General features: G+C 67.1%; 16 protein-coding genes. 5 read left to right on the top strand and 11 right to left on the bottom strand.

The window, feature by feature from the left end:
- Window positions 1-3: 3 nt before the first annotated feature.
- On the bottom strand, window positions 4-2,103 hold the full coding sequence (locus ABNX08_RS30825; protein ID WP_022539583.1) for a hydantoinase/oxoprolinase family protein: 2,100 nt from the start codon (window positions 2,101-2,103) through the stop codon (window positions 4-6).
- A gap of 459 nt (window positions 2,104-2,562) precedes the next feature.
- On the opposite strand from ABNX08_RS30825, the gene ABNX08_RS30830 reads away from it, so the two are divergent.
- Together ABNX08_RS30830 and ABNX08_RS30835 are read left to right on the top strand one after the other, a co-directional pair.
- Entirely contained in the window at window positions 2,563-3,531 is a 969-nt protein-coding gene (locus ABNX08_RS30830) for a tripartite tricarboxylate transporter substrate binding protein (protein ID WP_022539584.1), read from the top strand.
- Between the two features lie 108 nt (window positions 3,532-3,639).
- The gene (locus ABNX08_RS30835; RefSeq protein ID WP_041681851.1) at window positions 3,640-4,191 is read left to right on the top strand and encodes an HD domain-containing protein; all 552 of its coding nucleotides are present in this window, start codon (window positions 3,640-3,642) and stop codon (window positions 4,189-4,191) included.
- A gap of 87 nt (window positions 4,192-4,278) precedes the next feature.
- On the opposite strand, the gene pcaD is transcribed toward ABNX08_RS30835, so the two are convergent.
- From pcaD to pcaH, 4 genes are all read right to left on the bottom strand, one after another.
- On the bottom strand, window positions 4,279-5,460 hold the full coding sequence (gene pcaD, locus ABNX08_RS30840; protein ID WP_022539586.1) for a 3-oxoadipate enol-lactonase: 1,182 nt from the start codon (window positions 5,458-5,460) through the stop codon (window positions 4,279-4,281).
- A 79-nt stretch (window positions 5,461-5,539) separates the two neighbouring features.
- On the bottom strand, window positions 5,540-6,928 hold the full coding sequence (locus tag ABNX08_RS30845; protein ID WP_041681852.1) for a 3-carboxy-cis,cis-muconate cycloisomerase: 1,389 nt from the start codon (window positions 6,926-6,928) through the stop codon (window positions 5,540-5,542).
- Window positions 6,929-7,045: 117 nt separating this feature from the next.
- Window positions 7,046-7,615, bottom strand: a complete 570-nt coding sequence (gene pcaG / locus ABNX08_RS30850; RefSeq protein ID WP_022539588.1) for a protocatechuate 3,4-dioxygenase subunit alpha — start codon at window positions 7,613-7,615, stop codon at window positions 7,046-7,048.
- A gap of 4 nt (window positions 7,616-7,619) precedes the next feature.
- On the bottom strand, window positions 7,620-8,321 hold the full coding sequence (gene pcaH / locus ABNX08_RS30855) for a protocatechuate 3,4-dioxygenase subunit beta (RefSeq protein ID WP_022539589.1): 702 nt from the start codon (window positions 8,319-8,321) through the stop codon (window positions 7,620-7,622).
- Window positions 8,322-8,415: 94 nt separating this feature from the next.
- On the opposite strand from pcaH, the gene ABNX08_RS30860 reads away from it, so the two are divergent.
- The gene (locus ABNX08_RS30860; protein WP_349607278.1) at window positions 8,416-9,381 is read left to right on the top strand and encodes a LysR substrate-binding domain-containing protein; all 966 of its coding nucleotides are present in this window, start codon (window positions 8,416-8,418) and stop codon (window positions 9,379-9,381) included.
- Here the strand turns inward: ABNX08_RS30860 and ABNX08_RS30865 are convergent.
- Window positions 9,375-10,760, bottom strand: coding sequence for an aromatic acid/H+ symport family MFS transporter (locus tag ABNX08_RS30865; RefSeq protein WP_022539591.1), 1,386 nt, complete (start codon window positions 10,758-10,760; stop codon window positions 9,375-9,377). The two genes, ABNX08_RS30860 and ABNX08_RS30865, sit on opposite strands and share 7 nt — an antisense overlap.
- Before the next feature lie 482 nt (window positions 10,761-11,242).
- Between ABNX08_RS30865 and ABNX08_RS30870 the strand changes: the two genes are divergently transcribed.
- The gene (locus ABNX08_RS30870; RefSeq protein WP_010810842.1) at window positions 11,243-11,443 is read left to right on the top strand and encodes a DUF2905 domain-containing protein; all 201 of its coding nucleotides are present in this window, start codon (window positions 11,243-11,245) and stop codon (window positions 11,441-11,443) included.
- A gap of 14 nt (window positions 11,444-11,457) precedes the next feature.
- Here ABNX08_RS30870 and ABNX08_RS30875 read toward each other — a convergent pair whose 3' ends face one another.
- From ABNX08_RS30875 to ABNX08_RS30895, 5 genes are all read right to left on the bottom strand, one after another.
- Entirely contained in the window at window positions 11,458-13,407 is a 1,950-nt protein-coding gene (locus ABNX08_RS30875) for a methyl-accepting chemotaxis protein (RefSeq protein WP_349607277.1), read from the bottom strand.
- A gap of 175 nt (window positions 13,408-13,582) precedes the next feature.
- A complete protein-coding gene (locus ABNX08_RS30880) occupies window positions 13,583-14,740 on the bottom strand; it encodes a PHB depolymerase family esterase (protein ID WP_041681853.1) in 1,158 nt (385 codons plus the stop codon).
- A 50-nt stretch (window positions 14,741-14,790) separates the two neighbouring features.
- Entirely contained in the window at window positions 14,791-15,222 is a 432-nt protein-coding gene (locus tag ABNX08_RS30885; RefSeq protein ID WP_041682227.1) for a CopG family transcriptional regulator, read from the bottom strand.
- A gap of 324 nt (window positions 15,223-15,546) precedes the next feature.
- A complete protein-coding gene (locus ABNX08_RS30890) occupies window positions 15,547-16,827 on the bottom strand; it encodes a phospholipase D-like domain-containing protein (RefSeq protein ID WP_051369987.1) in 1,281 nt (426 codons plus the stop codon).
- Between the two features lie 124 nt (window positions 16,828-16,951).
- Complete coding sequence (locus ABNX08_RS30895) at window positions 16,952-18,001, bottom strand: LysR family transcriptional regulator (protein WP_374063696.1); 1,050 nt, start codon at window positions 17,999-18,001, stop codon at window positions 16,952-16,954.
- Between the two features lie 103 nt (window positions 18,002-18,104).
- Between ABNX08_RS30895 and ABNX08_RS30900 the strand changes: the two genes are divergently transcribed.
- Complete coding sequence (locus ABNX08_RS30900; RefSeq protein WP_022539597.1) at window positions 18,105-19,325, top strand: MFS transporter; 1,221 nt, start codon at window positions 18,105-18,107, stop codon at window positions 19,323-19,325.
- Window positions 19,326-19,409: the final 84 nt, after the last annotated feature.

Raw genomic sequence — 19,409 nt, forward strand, 5'->3', positions numbered from 1 at the left:
TCCTCAGTTGCGGCGCTCGATCAGCAGGCTGTCATCCTGCAGCCGCGTGACCCGGTAGTCTGGGCTGACATAGGTAGAAGTCTCGCGTTCGACGACGATCAGCGGCCCGTCGATGCCGACACTTTGCACGAGCTGCCCGCGCTCATAGATGGCACAGCGGTGTTGCTGCCCGGTCTTCGCATCGAAGACATCCCGCCATGCCATGGGCGGCGTGGCGGCCGCGCCCAAGGGCGCCTGTCCGCTGCCGTCAGGCACGCGTTGCGGCGCGTTCCGCCCGGTCCGCAGCGACAGCGACCAGCTGACGACCTCGACGTCGAGGCCGTCGACGGCATGCCCGAACAGCTCGATATAGGAGGAGACGAAGCGGTCGCGCAGCGTTGCCGCGCTGGCCGCGTCAAAGCGTTCGATATCCACGGGGATGGGGATCTCCCAGCCCTGCCCCGCGTAACGCATGAAAGCGCGCAGCTCCCGGATGGTGTCGCCCTGGTAGCCGGCATCGCGCAGGAAAGACGACACCTCCGCCTCCATCTGCCCCAGGAGCCCGGTAACGGTGCCGGCATCGAATTCGCCCAGGCGCATCACGGCGCTGCGCAGCGACTCGTAGGAGAACGGCGCGCGAAGAAAACCGATTGCCGACCCGACTCCCGCTCCGGCGGGCACCAGCAGCCTGCGAATGCCCAGCTTCTCGCACAGGCGCACGGCGTGAAGCGGGGCGGCGCCCCCATAGGCGATCATGGTGTATTGCTCCAGGTCGCGGCCATTCTCGACTGCATGCATGCGCGCGGCGTTGGCCATGTTTTCGTCGACCACTTCCGCAACGGCATGGGCAGCCTGTAGCGGTTCGCTGTCGAGCGGTCCGGCGATGTCGTTGGCCAGCGCGAGCTCCGATGCGGCACGGTCAAGCTGGATGCTGCCGCCGGCAAAGCGGCCGGGATCGAGCTTGCCCAGCACCAGGTCGGCATCGGTGACCGTGGGGCGTTCGCCTCCGCGGCCATAACAAGCCGGTCCCGGCTCCGAACCTGCGCTCGCCGGGCCCACGCGGACCTGTTTCAGGTCGTCGACGTGGGCAATGGAGCCCCCGCCCGCGCCGATTTCGATCATCTCGATCACGGGGATCGAGATCGGCATCCCGCTGCCCTTCTTGAAACGGTAGGTGCGCGCCACTTCAAAGACACGTCCCGTCTTGGGCACCTGGTCCTCGATCAGGCAGATCTTCGCCGTGGTGCCGCCCATGTCGAACGACACTACGTTCGGCAAGGCATGACGGGTGGCGATATGGCTGGCGAAGATCGCTCCGCCCGCCGGGCCGGATTCCAGCAGCCGGACGGGAAACTCGGCGGCGCTGCGCAACGACATCAGCCCGCCGCCCGAGTGGATCAGATACAAGGGGCACCGCATGCCTTCCCGGGCCAGTGCATCGGTAAGCCGGTTCAGGTAAGAGGAAATCAGGGGCTTGACGTAGGCATTCGCGCAGACGGTGTTGAATCGCTCGAACTCCCGGATCTGCGGCGAGACCTCGCTGGAAATGGAGATGGCGATGTCCGGCAGGGCCTGCGCGATGAGATCGCGTACCGCGCGCTCGTGCGCGTCGTTGCGATAGCTGTGCATCAGCCCGATGGCAACGCTTTCGTACTCACCGGCGCGCAGTTTCCGTATCACCTGATCGACACCAGCCTGGGCCAATGGCACCAGTTCCCGCCCCCGCGCGTCCAGCCGTCCGGCTACGGTGAAGCGGTCATTGCGCGGAATCAGCGGGGCCGGCAGTTCGATGCCCAGGTCGTACTGCTCGAACCGCCCTTCGGTACGCATCTCGATAACGTCGCGAAAGCCCTCGGAGGTAATAAAGGCCGTGTGCGCGCCGCGCCGCTCGATCAGCGCGTTGGTGGCGAGCGTCGTGCCGTGGATGATCGTGCCGATCTGCGCCACCGCGATGGCGGCCTCGCGCGCGGCGGCCTTCAGTCCCGCGACGATCGCGCGCTCAGGCATTTCATAGTCGGTCAGGATCTTCGCCGTGTAGATCTTTCCGTCGCACTCCAGGGCGACGTCGGTGAAGGTGCCGCCGATATCGACGCCCGCCCTGATGTTTTGCGTGTTCGTACCCATTGTCTCGATGCCCTTGCCTCAAGTGGTTTGCCGCGACGGGTGCGTTGCACCGATTGCTTCGACGTCGCGATGCAATGCATCTTCGGCGATCGATGTGGCGGGTGACAAACAAGAAATTGATGCGCTAGGGCAAGCCACACTGATCCGGGATAAACCCTAGGCCTGGGCAGAAGCATGGAAGCGAGGCGCGGTCCGGTGGCCGCCATGCACCACCAGTGTGACGAGGCGGCTGTGCGATGCACCAGTTCCGACTTGGGGTTTCCACGGAACCAGCAAGGCTTGTCCTGGCGCCATCAATTTCTTGTTTGTCGCCGGCGATATCGATCGCCGATGATGCCCGTATGGCGACCTTGGGCCGCACGGCACCACAGGTAGAGCACCCGACGAACCTGGCGGCTGGATTGCGCTTGTTCCTTCTTACGCCAGGTACGCTTTATCCCCACCTAGAGGATGATTGTCATGAAGTTTGCTGTTACCTTCTTCGCCGCGTGCCTCACGCTGACCTCGACGCAGTCGCTGGCGCAGCCGGCCGAATATCCCACCAAGCCGATTCGCCTGGTTGTGCCGTATCCGGCAGGCGGGTCGACCGATGCGGTCGCACGCCTCGTCGGTCAAAAGCTCTCCGCGAAGCTGGGCCAGCCTGTCGTGGTCGAAAACAGGCCGGGAGCGAGCGAGACCATCGCCGCGAGCTTCGTGGCCAAGTCCCCGGCCGACGGCTACACCCTCTTCCTCTCCACCATGACGGGGCTAACGGTCAACCCAAGCCTGTTCAGCAAGCTGTCGTACGCCCCGCAAAAGGATTTCGCCCCGATTGCCCTGGCGGCAACGATCCCCAGTGTCGTCGTCGTGAATCCGAACGTGCCGGTGCAATCCATGGCGCAGTTGCTCGACTACCTGAAGGCCCGGCCCGGCATCGCCTATGCATCGGGAGGAAACGGAACGCCGAACCACCTTGGCATGGAGTTGTACAAGAAGGCGACCAACGTGAGCCCGATGCACGTCCCGTACAAGGGTGGTGCGCCGGCGCTGCAGGACCTGATGGCTGGCCAGGTTCAGGTCATGCTCGGGCTGATACCCGAGGCGATGCCCCTGGTCAAGGCGGGCAAGCTGAAGGCCCTGGCGGTAACCACCGCGAAGCGCGTTCCCGACTATCCCGATCTGCCTACGGTGTCTGAGTCGGGAGTGCCAGGATTCGAGCTGATCTTCTGGTCCGCGTTCGTGGCGCCGGCCGGTACGCCCAAGGAGATCGTCACGAAGCTCAACCAGGCCATCGACGGGATTCTCCATGAGAAGGAAACCGTCGCCAAGATGACCGAGATGGGACTCACTCCCGCAGGCGGATCACCGGAACAACTCGGCGCGCTGATCAAGAGCGAGACCGTCAAGTGGAAGAAGGTCGTCGACGACGTGGGGATCAAGCTGGATTGATCCCCTGCGCTGGCTCCCTCGTGACCCAAGGCATCCGCTTATGTGACGTTTTTGTGCAGCACGGGACCAAAGCGGAGCCATCCTTTCATCATTGTGACGGCGTACAACATGGAAAAAGTGAAGTTTATTGAGATGAAGGCCGGTTCGGCGGAAGAGTTCCAGATGCTTGCTGCCCGCGACGAAATCTATAGCGACGGGTTGCCGCGTCGGCTCATCGATATGCTGAAACTACAGGCGAGCGATGACGGCGGTTACCAGGTGAATCGTCTCGAACATGTGCTGCAGACCGCGACCCGCGCCTACCGGGACGGCGCGTCCGAAGAATGGATCGTGGCCGCCCTGCTGCACGACATTGGCGACGTCCTGGCCCCGGACAATCATTCCGCCGTCGCCGCCGAGATTCTCAGGCCGTTCGTCTCGGAAGAGATCTGCTGGGTGATCAGGCACCACGGGGTCTTCCAGGGGTTCTACTACTGGCACCATATCGGCCGGGACCAGAACGCGCGCGAAGCCTTTCGCGGCCACCAGTATTTCCAGTCCGCCGAACGGTTCTGCGAGAGATGGGACCAAAGATCATTCGATCCCGATTACGACACGCTGCCGCTGCATGTCTTCGAGCCGATCGTGGAACGCGTATTTGCGGCAAAGCGGGCAACATGAGAACTGACGCGGGAAGATCGAAGGCGCGGCGATGCCGCGCTTTTTTTTTTGCTTCGCCGGGCGGCTCAGTAAGTGGCCACGCCGGTGTCAGCTGCCCGGGCTGGCATCCATCGCCGCGAACACTTCCGCGGCCAGATGGAAGGCGGAGTTCGCCGCGGGCACGCCGCAATAGATCGCGGTTTGCAGCAGCACCTCCTTGATCTCGTCACGCGTCACGCCATTGTTGGCGGCGGCGCGCAGGTGCAGCGCCAGTTCTTCCGAGCGGTTCAGCGCCACCATCATGGCGATGGTCAGCAGGCTGCGCGTATGCCGCGGCAAGCCCTCGCGCGTCCAGATCTCGCCCCAGGCGTAGCGTGTGATCAGGTTCTGGAACTCCTCGTTGAGCGGCGTCAGCCGCGCGAGCGAGCGATCGACATGCGCACTGCCGAGCACGTCGCGCCGCACCGAGAGGCCGGCGTCGTAGCGCGCGTGGTCGTCGGTCACGGGCAGGCGGCCGTGCACGAAATCGATCAGCGCGGCGGTGAAGCGGCCGGGCTGCTCGAAGCTGGAGATATGCGCGGCAGGCAGTTCGACGAAGCGCGCGCCGGGAATCGCATCGGCCAGCGAGCGGCCCTCCTGTGCACTCGTCGACGGATCCTGGCTGCCCGCGATAACCAGCACGGGCACCGTGATCGACGACACCCCCTGGCGGAAGTCGGCGTCTCGCACGGCCGCGCAACTGGCCGCATAGCCGCGCGGATCGAGCCCCGCGAGCACGCTGCGCAGGCCATCCAGCGCGCGGTCCGCCGTGGCGGCAAACCCCGGCGTAAACCAGCGCTCGACGGAAGGCGCGACCATCACGGCCATGCCGTCGCGCAGCACGGTGTCGATGCGCGTATTCCATCCATCCGCATTGCCGATCTTCGCGGCGGTATTGGCCAGCACGATGCGGGAGAAGCGCTCGGGCGCATGGATGCCCAGCCACATCCCCGTGAGACCGCCCATCGACAGGCCGCAGAACACCGCCTGCCCGATCCCCAATGCGTCCAGGATAGCGATCACATCGTGCCCGAGTTGCTCGACGGAGAAGGCATCGCCTGGCGCGGTCGAGCGGCCGTGTCCGCGCGTGTCATAGCGCACGACGCGAAAGCGCCCGGCCAGCGCGGCCGCCTGCGGGTCCCACATGGTGTGGTTGGTGCCGAGCGAGTTGGAGAAGAGGATGGCCGGGGCGGACTCGGGGCCGTCGACGGTGTAGAAGAGGCGGGCGCCGGCGTGGTCGAGATAGGGCAATGCAGTCTCCTTGGGATCGCGGGCGGCCGCGTGGCCGGCGCGTCGTGGTGGTTCGGGTCTGGGGGCAGTCAGTGCACAGTCAGTCCGATGTGCGCGCGGCCAGCGCGGATTGCCATGCCTGCACGGCGGCATCCGCAAAGGCCGATGACTGGCCCGCGTAGTTGGCGGGATCAGCAAGGCGGTCAAGCGTGGCGTCATCGAGCAGGCAGGCATGGGCGGGATTCTCCTGCAGCGTGCGCGCGAGGGCTTCGCGCAGGCTGGTCCCGTCGGCCACGGCGCGCTGCGAGGCGTTCTCCACCAGATGGTGCGCCTGCAGCCGGCCGATCCTGCCACCGAGTTCCAGCATCGCGGCCTCGCCGAGGATCAGGCCGTGCGTGAGATCGAGGTTGGCACGCATGCGCGCCGCATCGACCTGCAGCCCTGCCACCACCTCGCCCATCTGGCGCAGCGCGCCCGCAGCCAGCGAGACGATCTGCGGCAGCGTGTCCCACTCCGCCTGCCAGCCGCCGAGCGCGCGCTCGTGTTCCTGCACCATGCCGGACAGCATCGTTGCCACCAGCGGCGGCACACGTACCGATGCCGTCAGCACCGCCGCGCAGCCGACCGGATTGCGCTTGTGCGGCATCGTGCTGGAGCCGCCGCGCCCGGGACCGGCGGGCTCGGCGACTTCCGCCACCTCGGTCTGCATCATCAGCGAGATATCGCGTGCCACCTTGCCGAGCGTGCCGGTCAGCATGCCAAGCGTGGTGGCAACCTCGACCATGCGGTCGCGATGCGCGTGCCACGGCAGGACGGGTGCGGCGAGATCCAGCTCGCGGGCCAGCGCAGCGGTCACGCCGGCGGCGGCATCGCCGAGGCTGGCAAGCGTGCCCGCGGCGCCACCGAACTGGAGCGCGCGGGCCTGCGCGCGCGTGGCATCAAGGCGGCCGAGATCGCGGCGCAGCGCGTCGAGCCAGCCGGCGGCCTTGAGGCCGAAAGTGGCCGGCAGTGCGTGCTGGAGCCAGGTGCGCGCGACCATCGGCGTGGCGCGATGCGCGGTGGCCAGCGCGGCGCAGGCTGCGCCCAGGCGGACCAAGTCGGTGTCGAGCGCGCGCAGCGCAGCGCCGAGCTGGAGCACCAGCGCGGTATCAATGATGTCCTGGCTGGTGGCGCCCCAGTGCACGAAGCGCGCGGCTTCGGCATCGCGCGCGGCGACCGCGGCGGTGAGCTGTTTGACGAAGGGAATGGCGAGATTGCCGGCGGCGACCGCTGACTGTGCGAGCGCATCGAGGTCAATGACGCCGACGTCGCCGCAGACGTCGGAGATGACCGCCGCGGCAGCGGCCGGAATCACGCCGCATGCCGCTTCCGCACGCGCGAGCGCGGCCTCCACGGCGAGCATGCGTTGCACCGTGCCGGCATCGGAGAAGATGTCCAGCACAGCCGGGCTGCCGAACATGGGGTCGGTGAGACGCGTGACTGTTGGCATGGGGGCGGGCGATGGGTAGCGTGCGTGGCCGTGACGTTTGACGGCCACCTGATTATGCGTCTGTCGCCGCAGCCAGGGCAGATGCCCCGGCTGCCGGCGTGGCCGGGTGCGCGGCCCTCAGATATCGAAGAACACGGTCTCGTCCGGCCCTTGCAGCACGATATTCCAGCGCAGCGTGCCGTTGCCGGCATCGCTGGCAACCAGCGTGCTACGCCGCTCGGCCGGCACCAGCGCCAGGACCGGGTCGGCCGCATTGGCCGCGGCCTCCTCCGGGAAATACACCCGCGTGGCGACATGCTTGACCAGTCCGCGCATGAACACCGACACCATGATGTGCGGCGCCTGTGGCCGGCCGTCCGGACCGGGCACGGTGCCCGGCTTGACGGTGACGAAGCGGAACGAGCCGTCGGCCTCGGTCGGCACGCGGCCGAAGCCGGTAAAGCCGGGCACCAGCGGCAGCTCGCGCGCATCGTCAGGGTGGCGGTAGCGGCCGGCGGGGTTGGCCTGCCAGATCTCGACCATGCCGTCCGGCACGGGCTCGCCGTTGCCGTCGGTCACGCGGCCTTCGATCACGATGCGCTGGCCGGCCAGTTCCGGCGCGCTGGCGGTCAGGTCGGCGCAGTTCAGGCCGCTCAGGCCGATATGGAGATAAGGGCCGACAGTCTGGGATGCGGTGGCGTAAAGCATGGTCTTACTCCATCGGCGTGGCATCGCGGCCACGCAGCACGATATCGAAACGGTAGCCGAGCGCGTATTCGGGCTGGGTCGTCTCCCAGTCGAGGCTGGCGACGAGCCGGTCGCGCGCCTTTTCGTCCGGCACGCAGTTGAAGATCGGATCGAACGGCAACAGCGGATCGCCGGGGAAATACATCTGCGTCACCAGCCGCGTGGCATAGGCGTTGCCGAACAGCGAGAAGTGGATATGCTGCGGCCGCCAGGCATTGTGGTGGTTGCGCCAGGGATAGGCGCCAGGCTTGATGGTCTTGAACTGGTAGCGCCCGCTGGCATCGGTGACGGTGCGGCCCTCGCCCGAGAAATGGGGGTCGAGCGGCGCATCATGCAGGTCGCGCTTGTGCACGTAGCGGCCGGCCGCGTTGGCCTGCCAGACTTCGATCAGCGCATTCGGCACCGGCCTGCCATTCTCGTCCAGCACCCGGCCGGTGACGAGGATGCGCTCGCCGATGGGCTCGCCGCCGTTGCCGACGGTGAGGTCGTTATCCCCTTCGCGGACGAACTCGGCGCCGAAGTTGGGCCCGGTCACTTCAGACAGCGACTGCGGCAGCGCAATCAGCGGCTGGCCCGGCGAGCGCTTCTGCGTGGAGGCATAGGTATCGAAGCGGTATTCGGGCTGGGTGTCCCAGTAGGGACGGCGGTACTGGGCAAGACGGGTCATCGCGCAGTCTCCTTGTCATTGGAATGGTTTGACTTTAAACAACACATAAAGTCATGTAAATTAAGATTCTTGCGAAATACGATAACTTTTTGGCATGAAACCCCATCCCGCGCCTATGCCACCGCCCGTACTCGAAATCTTCCGCAATCGCGTGCGGCTCCGGCATCTCTATTGCTTCGTGGCAGTATCCCAGACCCAGCACCTGGGCCGCGCCGCCGAACGCCTGGGGCTGACGCAGCCGGCCGTCTCCAAGACACTGAGCGAGCTCGAGGAACTGGCCGGCACCCGCCTGCTGGTCCGGCAGCGGGCCGGCACCGAACTGACCACCGCCGGCACGCGCTTCCTGCGCCACGCCCTGCGCATCCTCGCGGATATCGATGCGGCGGCGGACAGCATGGCCGGCGCGGATGCGCTGCCGCAGGAGCGCATCAGGCTGGGTGCACTGCCGAGCGTCGTGCCGGCAGTGCTGACTGACGCCCTGCTGCGTTTCCGCGCCGCGCATCCCGAGGTCGGCCTTGCCGTGCAGACCGGCATGAACCGCAACCTCATCGACCAGCTCAAGGCGGATGTGCTCGACCTCGTCATTGGCCGGATGGATGACCCGGTGGCCATGGAGAGCCTGTGGTTCGAGTCCCTGGGCCCGGACTCGCTGGCGCTGGCGGTTCGCCCCGGGCATCCCCTCGCCGCCGTATCGCGGCCAACGCTGGTCGACGCGCTGGCGTGGCCGCTGGTCATCCCGGCCGCGGGCTCGATTCCACGCCACAACACGGAAAGCCTGCTCGCCCGGCACGGCCTGCCCCTGCCGGGCGGCTGCGTGGAAACCGCGGACGCCTATCTCGGACGGCTGCTGGCCCGGCAGAGCGACAGCGTGTGGGCAGCGCCGCTCTCTGCAACCAGGCGCGCGGTATCCGAGGGGGATCTGGTACTCCTGCCGATCGATACGCAGGGCACCGAGGAGCCGATCGGCCTGCTGCGGCACGGCGACCGCACGCTCACGCCGATGGCCGAGGCGCTGGCGAACTGCATTCGCGCCGCGGCCCAGCCTGCTTCCGCTCAGTGACTTGCGATGCTCGCGCCGCCCTTGACCGGGTCGCCGGCAACCGCCGCGGGGCGGCTGCTGAAATGCTTCACCAGCAGTGCGCCGGCTGCAAGGAATGCCGGCACGGTGAGCAGCGTAAAGATCGTGTCGAAGCCCAGGTGCAGGCGCAGCAGTTCAGCACCTAGCAGCGCACCGGTGATGCCGCCGAAGCGGCCGATGCCAAGCATCCAGGCGACGCCGGTGGCGCGGCCCTGCGTCGGGTAAAAGGCCGCGGCCAGGGAAGGCATCGACGACTGGGCGCCGTTCATGGCCGTACCGGCGATGAAGATCAGCACGCCCAGCAGCACCTGGCTGCCGGTGCCGTGGCCCACTGCGTAGATCAGCACGCCGGTTGCGGCGTACGTGATGGCGATGACCTTGTTCGGATTGAAGCGGTCCATGAACCAGCCGGCCGCGATGGTGCCGATGCCGCCGCCGAGCGGGAACAGCGCCGTCAGGAATGACGCGTGCTGGATCGAGAAGCCGGCGTCCTTCATCAGTGTCGGCATCCAGCTCGTCAGCAGGTAGAAGATGACGAGGCCCATGAAGTAAGTGGACCACAGCATCGCCGAGCCCAGGCGATAGCCGGGAGCCAGCACGGTGCCGATGGCGGATCGGGTCGCCGGGGCCTGCTCGCTGATGATGAAGCTTTTGGCCTCGGGCAGGTCCGCGCCGGTCACGCGCCGCAGCACCTTGCGGATCTGGTCCGCCGGATACTTGCGCAGGACCATGTAGCGCACGGACTCCGGCAGCAGCACCACCAGGAACAGCGCGAGCGCAAGTGGCACGATGCCGCCAAGCAGCAGCACACTGTGCCAGCCGAAGTGCGGAATCACCGCGGCGGCGACAAAGCCGCCAGCCGCGGAACCGAGCGGAAAACCGCAGAACATGGTGTTCACGAGCACGGCACGGCTGCGTTGCGGCGCGAACTCCGAGGTCAGCGTCACGGCATTGGGCATGGCGGCGCCCAGGCCCAGGCCGGTCAGGAAGCGCCAGACCGTGAGCCAGCCCAGCGTGGGCGCAAACGCGGTGGCGAGGCTGCAGGCGCCAAAGAAGAAGACCGACAGCACCAGCACCTTCTTGCGGCCGACACGATCGGCCAGCGGACCGGCGAAGATCGCACCGAAAGCAAGGCCGAACAGGGCCGCGCTCATGACGGGCCCGAGGGCTGATTTCTCGATCCCCCAGTCCTGCACCAGCGCCGGCGCGATATAGCCCATCGCCGCGGTATCGAATCCGTCAACGGCAACGATCAGGAAGCACAGGCCAAGAATGAGCCACTGGTAACCAGTGAATCGCTGGCCGTCGATCAAGGCCTGGACGTCTGCGACGCCGCCTTTGGTTTGGGTGGGATGTGTCACTGCTGTCTCCGTTTGCCTGGAAATCGCACTAACCGCCCTCCAGGCAGGACATGCGATCATGTTCTAATAGCGAACTAATGTTCCCTAATTGAACGAATCTTAGGCAACGGGCATTGCGACTCAAAATTGGCGTAAACCCGGCAGGAAATGGGGCAGTCCAGCGGCCGTGGGCATGCGGAATTCACCAGGATTCTTGCCCTTTGCGGCCCGGGGTTGGCCATTTTGGCTTCATGGAACGGTGGTTTCTATCAAGAAAGAGGCTAGTCGCGAAACTTATTCACAGACTACCCCTGCGACAATCCGATCAGATAAGGAAATTTCATGTAAAGAGCGCCAACTCTCAATTTACATTCCGAAACCCGCGACCTATAGTCCCTGGCCCCGCTGCGCCGAGCCGATGCAATCCCGCGGCGACGTGCCTGTCCAACGTATCAGGACATGGGGCTACCACAAGGCACGGCCGAACCGAATCCCATCCAATCATGCAACGCCTGCTTCTCATCCTTGGCTGCCTGCTGATCGCAGCCGCCGCTGCCTGGCCCTGGCTGTCGAAGCTGCCGCTCGGGCGGCTGCCCGGCGATATCCATATCGTCCGGGACGGGTTCAGCTTCTACTTTCCGATCACGACCTGCATCCTGGTGTCGGTGCTGGTGTCCGTCGTGATCTGGATCTTCCGGCGCTGAGCACTGCGAGGTGGCTAGGCTTCCGCCTCCGTCCGGAACACCGCCATCGCCCGCTGCATATGCAGCGCCTGCTCCTGCAGCGACTGCGCGGCGGCGGCGGCCTCTTCCACCAGCGCGGCATTCTGCTGCGTGACCTGGTCCATCTGCGCAATCGCCTGGTTGACCTGGGCGATGCCGGTGCTCTGCTCGCGCGAGGCGTGGCTGATCTCGTCCATCATCGCGGTGACGCGCGCGATCGCGCTGACGGTGTTCTCCATGGTCGCCGCCGCATCCAGTGCCAGCGTGTTGCCGGCTGCCACGCGCTCTGCCGACTGCGAGATCAGCGCGCGGATCTCCTTGGCCGAGCTGCCCGCGCGCTGCGCCAGCCCGCGCACCTCGGTCGCCACCACGGCAAAGCCGCGTCCGGCCTCGCCGGCGCGCGCGGCTTCCACCGCCGCATTGAGCGCCAGGATATTGGTCTGGAAGGCAATGCTGTCGATCACCGCGATGATGTCGACGATGCGGCGCGAATCGGCCTCGATCTGCTGCATGGTCTGCTGCATGCGGCCCACCGCCTCGCCACCGGCCAGCGCAATGCCCGAGGCTTCGCGCGCCAGTTCGCTGGCCTGCCCGGCGCTGCCGGCGTTCTGCTGCACGGTGGCGGTGAGCTGCTCCATGCTGGCCGCAGTCTGCTCCAGCGACGAGGCTTGCTCCTCAGTGCGCTGCGACAGGTCGATATTGCCCTGCGCGATATCGCCCGCCGCCGCCAGCACGTTGTGGGCGCCGGCCTTGGTATCGCCGATCAGCGCGCGCCAGCTGTCCACCAGCGACAGCAGGTGCCGCTTGACGTCGCTGAACTCGTCGCGCCCGTGCACCGCCATGCGCAGGCCGAGGTCGCCGGCATTGATGCGCTCGACCATCCCGGCCACCTCGCGCACGTCACTGCGCATGCCGCGGCTGAAGCCGATAAACAGGTAGAACGCGATCGACACCGTGACCAGCGCAACCCCCGCCAGCAGTGCGAACTGCCGTTTCTGCGCGGCGATGCGCTGCGCAAGCATCGCGCCAGCAATGGCGGAGAACGCCTTGTTGGCCGCCAGCACGCCGTCGATCGCCGCGCTCGCCTCATCGAAATACGCCTTGGCCTCGATGTCGATGCCGCCCGCGCCCAGCATGCGCACCTTGAGCGTGCGATAGAAGTTGTCCATTGCCGCCAGTTTTGCCAGGGCCGCGTCCACCTGAGCCTGGTGGGCGGGCGCGTTGTAGCGCACGCGTGCAAGATCGCGCCGCACCGCTTCCAGCCCTTCGTGGATCTGCTCGGCCAGTGCGCCAAGATCGGCCTGTTGCGCCGCATCCGCATAACCGCCGCGCGCAATGATGCCGGCGCCGCGACCGCGCGCCAGCGCGCTCTGCTCGGCCAGCCGGGGCATGGGGCCCGCCAGCAGGCTGATCAGATAGTACGAGGCGGCTTCGCCGTCCAGCGCCAGTTCGGAGCGGTCGGCCACATCACCGATATACAGTTGCGTCTGCCTGACCAGCGCGCTGTGCCGCGCGAACAGCGGCCCGGCTGTGGTGTTCAGGCCCAGGCCGCGAATCTGCTGCCAGTCCTGCTCCAGCTTGCGCGCGCCGTCATCGAGGCCGAAGGCGGGATTCTCCGCGGCCGTGCGGATCAGCTGGGCGAGATTGGCGGCGACGTTGTTATCCGCGCCGTCGAAGGTCGGGCGGAAACCCGCATTGCCCGCCAGCACGGCATTGGCGGCGCCGCGACGCACCTGGGTCTCGCGCATGAAATCGAGCGCGTGCTCGACGATGGCAAGCCCGCGCATCTCGCTGTCGGTGGCTCGGATCGCATGCGCGGAAGCGCTCAGCACGACATACATCGCGCCACACAGCGGCACCAGGAAGAGCACCGCGATCAGCGTGAGCTTCTGGTTGATATTGAGGCGCGCCATCAGGCGCTCGGCGGGGCGTAGGAAGGGGGTCATGGGGCTCGATGGAACGGGGTGGTTACCGTCCTATCGGCCGTGTTTTCGGGGGCTGAAGGCCGTTTGGCAAAGACTTTGATGACGCTCAAAGAGGGTGCAGAAAATGCCCCTGGGTGGGGCGAAATGCACGGCTTGTGGGCGGAAATCCAGCGTTTTCCTCCGCTCCGTGCACGCCTCAGTCTGCGCGCGGATGCGCCAGGAAAAACCGCAGCATCTCCGCGCTGGCGTCGGGCCCCTTCGGATCGGTGTAGCTGCCGCGACCGCTGCCGCCCGACCACGCGTGTCCGGCGCCGTGGATCACCCAGTACTCGGCGTCGATGCCGGCGGGCGTCGTGATCTTGCTCAGCGAGTAGTCGTGACCCGCGCGCGAGGTCCCGCGCTGCTGGCCCTTGCGCGCCGCGCCTTGCTCGAATGGCGCCACCAGCCCGCTGCCGTTGGACGGGTGTACGGTCTTGTCGGCATCGCCATGGAACACGATCATCGGCCTGGTGGGCGGTAGCGGCTGCGCGCTGTTGCCCTTCGACACGCCGATGCCCTTGCCTCCCCGCATGGCGCCCAGCGCGGACGGCAGGTCGTGCGCGCTGCCCGCGGGCAAGCCCGAGTGAATGCCAGCCGCCGCGAACAGGCCGGGATAGCGCTGGATCAGCACGGCCGCCATCGCGCCGCCGGCGGACAGGCCGGCTACATAGACGCGCCGGGCGTCGATGCCGTGGGCGGCGATGACCTCGCGGGTCATGCCGGCAATCAACGAGGGCTCGCCGCGGTCGGCTTGCTGGTCGCCGGGCCGGAACCAGTTCCAGCACTTCGTTGGGTTGGCGTCGGTCGGCTGGATCGGGTACAGCACGGCGAAGCCGAGCCGCTCGGCAAGTTCATTCATGCGGGTGCCGGCGGCGAAGTCGTCGGCGTCCTGCGTACATCCGTGCAGCATCACGACCAGCGGCATCGGCTCGGCATGCCGGCCGGCCGGGATGTAGAGCTTGTACGCGCGGGTGCCGGCCTGGTTGGCGTAGGTGCGCTGGGTGAAGTGCCCGGGTTCGGCGCGGGCAGCGGTTTGTGCGGGCTGGGAAGCCGGGGCAGCAGAAGGCGCGCGGGCCGCCGTGCGCTCCAGGCCCACGCCATCGGGGCCGCGGGTTCGAACCGCAGCCCCGTCATGGGTCAACAGGCGTTCGACCACTTGTGCCGGCATTGGCGCCGCCGGACCGGGCTGCACAACCGCGGAAGCGTGCTGGCGCAGTGCCCGCTGGATGACCTCGGTGGCCTCCATCGGGCCTGCCGTCTGCAGCAGCTGCATGGCCTCGTACATCGAAGCGAGGAACGCGTCATTCATTCTCATCATTGTTTCCAGGCAACCTGGCGAACCAGGGGCGGCGACATTGCCGCGAACTACCGTATTCGCCCGGCCAGCGCAGCCTTGACTGCAGCCGGGGCGTGAAAGGCGCCAAGTACCACGACGGACTCGATGGTCGCCAGGGCAAGCTCCGGACTGACATCCGACGCAATGCTCGCCAGGCCGAGGACATGGATATCGAGTCGTTCATTGGCCGCGCGCGCCGCCTCCAGGTCCTTCTTGGTGAAGTGCTGCAGCCCGAGGACCAGGGCGCGACGGCTCACCGTTTCCTGGATAACCACCGCATGCGCGACCAGTTGGTTCCGGATGGCTGTCCGGATCAGATCAGAGCGGTTCGAGTAAAAGCCTTCTTCGACCAGCAGGTCGATCTGCCCCAGGTCTACCGGGCCGAGGTTGATGGTGATTTTTTCCGTATCACCGGTCTTCGGTTTCGTCAGGGGTGAGGCTTCGGTTTTCTGAGGGGTCATGTCTTCATTCAGCGTTGGGCTCAACGATGCAAGCACGCGCATAACCCTCCAATCCCCATCCATGCGCCATCCATGCACCATCCATGTGGATGGTCGATTTATAGGAAACGGGCGGTGTCAGGTCAAGGCAAAAGTCAGAATGTGCCCGATGGGATGCTTGTGAGGGAATCTGCAGCGCACAAAGCCGGCGGTTTATCCGGCAAGCCGGTCACCGTGTGGCGTCGAACCCATCGGGAAGGAAGGGGGCGTCGGCGGATGCCGGCGTCAAGGGGCGACCTTGCGGAGGAAGCGGCACCGGATCGGAGGGCCACCCGGCATATGACGTCAGAGTTGCGAGCCGATCAGCGAAGCCATCCGGTCGCGCAGCTTTTCGGTCCAGGGGCGGTTGACCCACTGTGTGTACGTCACCGGGCGCGACAGCGTCAGGTCCCCCTCGAAGATCCGGGTCTGTTCGGCGGCAAAGGCGGCATCCAGGATATTGAGCGTGGCTTCGTCGTTGAGGCGGAAGGACCGGTTGTCGAAATTGGTCGACCCGACCGACACCAGCAGGCCATCGACGATCAGGACCTTGCAGTGATACATCGTCGGCGCGTACTCGGCAATCAGCGCGCCCGCCTTGAGCAGCGCGCCCCAGCGGCCGCGCGAAGCCGAGCGTACGGTTTCTGAATCGATATGCTCGCCCGGCACGATCACCCGCACCCTGACGCCTCTTGCCAAAGCCGCCAGCAAGGCTTTTTCTGTCAGTTCATCCGGCACGAAGTAGGCCGCGGACAGGTCGATGGCCTGGGCCGCCGCCGTGATGGCGAGGTGGTACATCAGCGCCATGCTCTCGCTGCCGCCCGTGGGGGAGCTGCTGAACATCTGGGCGCGGCCGTTGCCGACCGGCGGCAGTTCAGGGAAGTAGTCCGGGCCATGCGGCACCGCGCCGCTGACCTTGATCCAGTTGTCCAGGAACACGGACTGCATCTGGCCCACCACGGGGCCTTCCACCTGGAAATGCGTATCGCGCCAGTGGTCAGGATCCTGGGCGTTGCCGGTCCATTCCGGCGCGACGCCGACGCCGCCGGTAAAGCCGATCGTGCCGTCGACCACCAGCACCTTGCGGTGCGTGCGGTTGTTGAGCTTGCCGACGGTGTACCAGCGCACCGGGTGATAACGGCGCACGTCCACGCCGGCACGGGTCATGAGGCCCAGCGCGGACTCGTCGATCTTGGAACTGCCGACCGCGTCCAGCAGGACCTTCACCTTGACGCCTGCCTGCGCGCGCTCGGCAAGGGCCTGCGCGAACTCGTTGCCGATATCGCCCGACCAGTAGATGTAGGACTCGAAATTGATGGTCTTCTTCGCGCCGCGGATCGCGCCCAGCATCGCGGGGAAGATCTCGTCGCCGTTCCTGAGCACGCGGTAGCGGTTGCCGTCGACGACCGGCGGCCCGAGCAGGACGCCCAGCTCGCGGGCGAACTGGGGGTCGGCCAGGCCGTAGAGCCGGTCGAGGCGGCGCTCGATGCGTTTTTCGCCGCCGATCAGGTTGTACGCCACGATGCCGCCTAGGGCGAGCACGAGAACGACGGCAACCAATGCGAGCATTCGGCCCCTTCTACGCATGCCTGGAAAGACGCGGCGGCGGATCACGCAAGCACCATGATGTCTGGCCCCAGGGGTTCACCGGCAAGCTGGCGACCGCCACAGGATACGTCATTACCGGATCTCCGCTCGCCTGCGCGGCGTATCAGCGACGCTTCGGTGCAGTTGACGCGCGCTTGATCCGGCCGCCCAGGCCGCGCCTGGCGTCGGGCAACTCCACCACGCCCAGTCCCGGAATCGCCTGGCGCACCGCGTCGATAAAGAACCTGAGCTTGGCCGGGTAGAAGCGCGCGTAGGGATAGACCAGGTGCATCGGCAACGGATCCGCCTGCCAGTCCGGCAACAGGTGCAGCAGTTCGCCACGGGCGAGGTCGTCGGCGAAAATCCAGGCCGAGCCCACGCCGACGCCCAGCCCCAGCCGGGTGGAGGCGCGCAGCGCGTACAGGCTGTCGGTGCTGACGCGCGGCCGGAAGCCGATCCGGCGGCGCTCGCCGCTGGCCTGGTGCGACAGCTCGATCTCGTTCCGATAGAAGGTGCGCAGCGCGAGCCAGGGCAGGTCTTCCAGGTCCTCGGGCCGGCGTGGCAGCGGCCTGCCCTCGAACAGCGACGGCGCTGCGATGACCAGGCGCGGTATCTCGGCCAGCCGCACCGCGACCACGCCCGGCTCATGCACCTCGCCCACATGGATAGCGCAATCGATGGCTTCGGCAATGAAATCCGGGGTGCGGTCGTGCAGCAGCCATTCCACCGAGACCTTGCGATATTGCTGCAGGTAGCCGGCCAGCGGGCCGACCAGAAATTCCTGGCCGAAGGCATGGGGCACCAGCACGCGCAGCGTGCCCTCGGGCTCGTAGCCGACCCCGCGCAGGTCGGCCTCCAGCGTCGCCCAGTCGGCGACCAGTTCCTTGGCCCGCTCGTAGCAGCGCTCGCCGTCCTCGGTCAGGTTCATCGCATGCGTGGAGCGCTGCAACAGCCGCACGCCCAGCATCCGCTCCAGCGTCTGCAGGCGGCGGCTGATGGTCGGCTGCGTGGTGTGCATCTGCGCCGCAGCCATCGACAGGCTGCCTGACTCGACGATGCGCACGAAGGTCTGCATCAGTTCGATGCGGTCGGCCGTGGTAGCGCCGGGGCCGGGAGCCTGCTTGCGCGGCGCCTGCCGCCGCGTCGATGGCGTGGGGACCGCCTGGCGCTTCATACGTGCCTCGTATAGCCATTGTTCACGGCACACGTCTACCAGAACGCGGCCGGCTGGACAACACTTCCCCCCATTCCAGACACCAGATCCAAGGAAACACAATATGTCCGCCCTCGACGCTACCTCCGCGTCCGCGCCCGTTGCCAGACCGGCCCTGCCCGGCAGGCTGGTGCTGCTGCTCGCCGCCGGCGCCGGCGCGTCGGTCGCCTCGCTGTACTACAGCCAGCCCATGCTCGGCATCATGACGCCGGACCTGCGCACGTCCGATACGGTGGTCGGCGCCATCCCGACCCTGACGCAGCTCGGCTATGCGCTGGGCATCCTGCTGCTGGCCCCGCTCGGCGACCGCTTCGACCGCAGGCGCATCATCCTGGCCAAATCCGTGGTGCTGGTAGCCGCCTTGCTGCTGGCGGGCTTCGCGCCCGGCATCGGCATGCTGCTGGCCGCCAGCCTGGCGATCGGCCTGTCTGCCACGCTGGCCCAGGACATCGTGCCCGCGGCCGCGACGCTGGCGCCCGACGCCGAACGCGGCAAGGTGGTGGGCACGGTGATGACCGGCCTGCTGCTGGGCATCCTGCTGTCGCGCGTGGTCAGCGGCTTTGTCGGCGAGCATTTCGGCTGGCGCGCGATGTTCCTGGCGGCAGCGGCGAGCATCGCCGCGATCGCGCTGGTGGCACGGCGCCACCTGCCGCGTTTCACGCCGACCGCGGTGCTGCCGTACCGGGCGCTGCTCGGGTCGCTGGCCACGCTATGGCGTGCGCATCCGGCGCTGCGCCGCGCCGCGCTGGCGCAGGCCCTGCTGTCGGTGGGCTTCAGCGCGTTCTGGTCCACGCTGGCGGTGATGCTGCATGGCGCGCCCTTCCATCTCGGCAGTGAAGCCGCGGGAGCGTTCGGCCTGGCCGGCGCGGCCGGCGCGCTCGGTGCTCCCATCGCCGGCCGCATTGCCGACCGCCGCGGGCCTGAGCTGGTGACCCGGCTCGGGGCCGTGCTGACGGCGCTTTCCTTCGCCGCCATGCTGCTGTCGCCGCTGCTGCCCCCCCAGGGCCAGCTGTGGCTGATCGGCGCCAGCGCGATTGGCTTCGACCTGGGCGTGCAGGTCACGCTGGTGGCGCACCAGACCATCGTCTACGGCATCGACCCCGGCGCCCGCAGCCGCCTGAACGCGGTGCTGTTCGTCGGCATGTTCACCGGCATGGCCGCGGGCGCCGCCCTCGGCAGCGTGACCCTGGCGCACTACGGCTGGACCGGCGTGGCCGCACTGGCCAGCGCTGCGGCGCTGGCAGCGCTGGCCGTGCGGATGCTGCCGCAGGCGCGCCTGCCTTGACCGTCGCGACGGTTCCGAAGCGTGGGAAGGACCATGCTGTGCTGCAGCACGCTGGCAGCAAGACAAGTGGCGCGGCTCCCTTAT

The sequence above is a fragment of the Cupriavidus sp. DF5525 genome (genome assembly GCF_040149425.2).
GTDB classification, from domain to species: Bacteria; Pseudomonadota; Gammaproteobacteria; order Burkholderiales; family Burkholderiaceae; genus Cupriavidus; species Cupriavidus pickettii_A.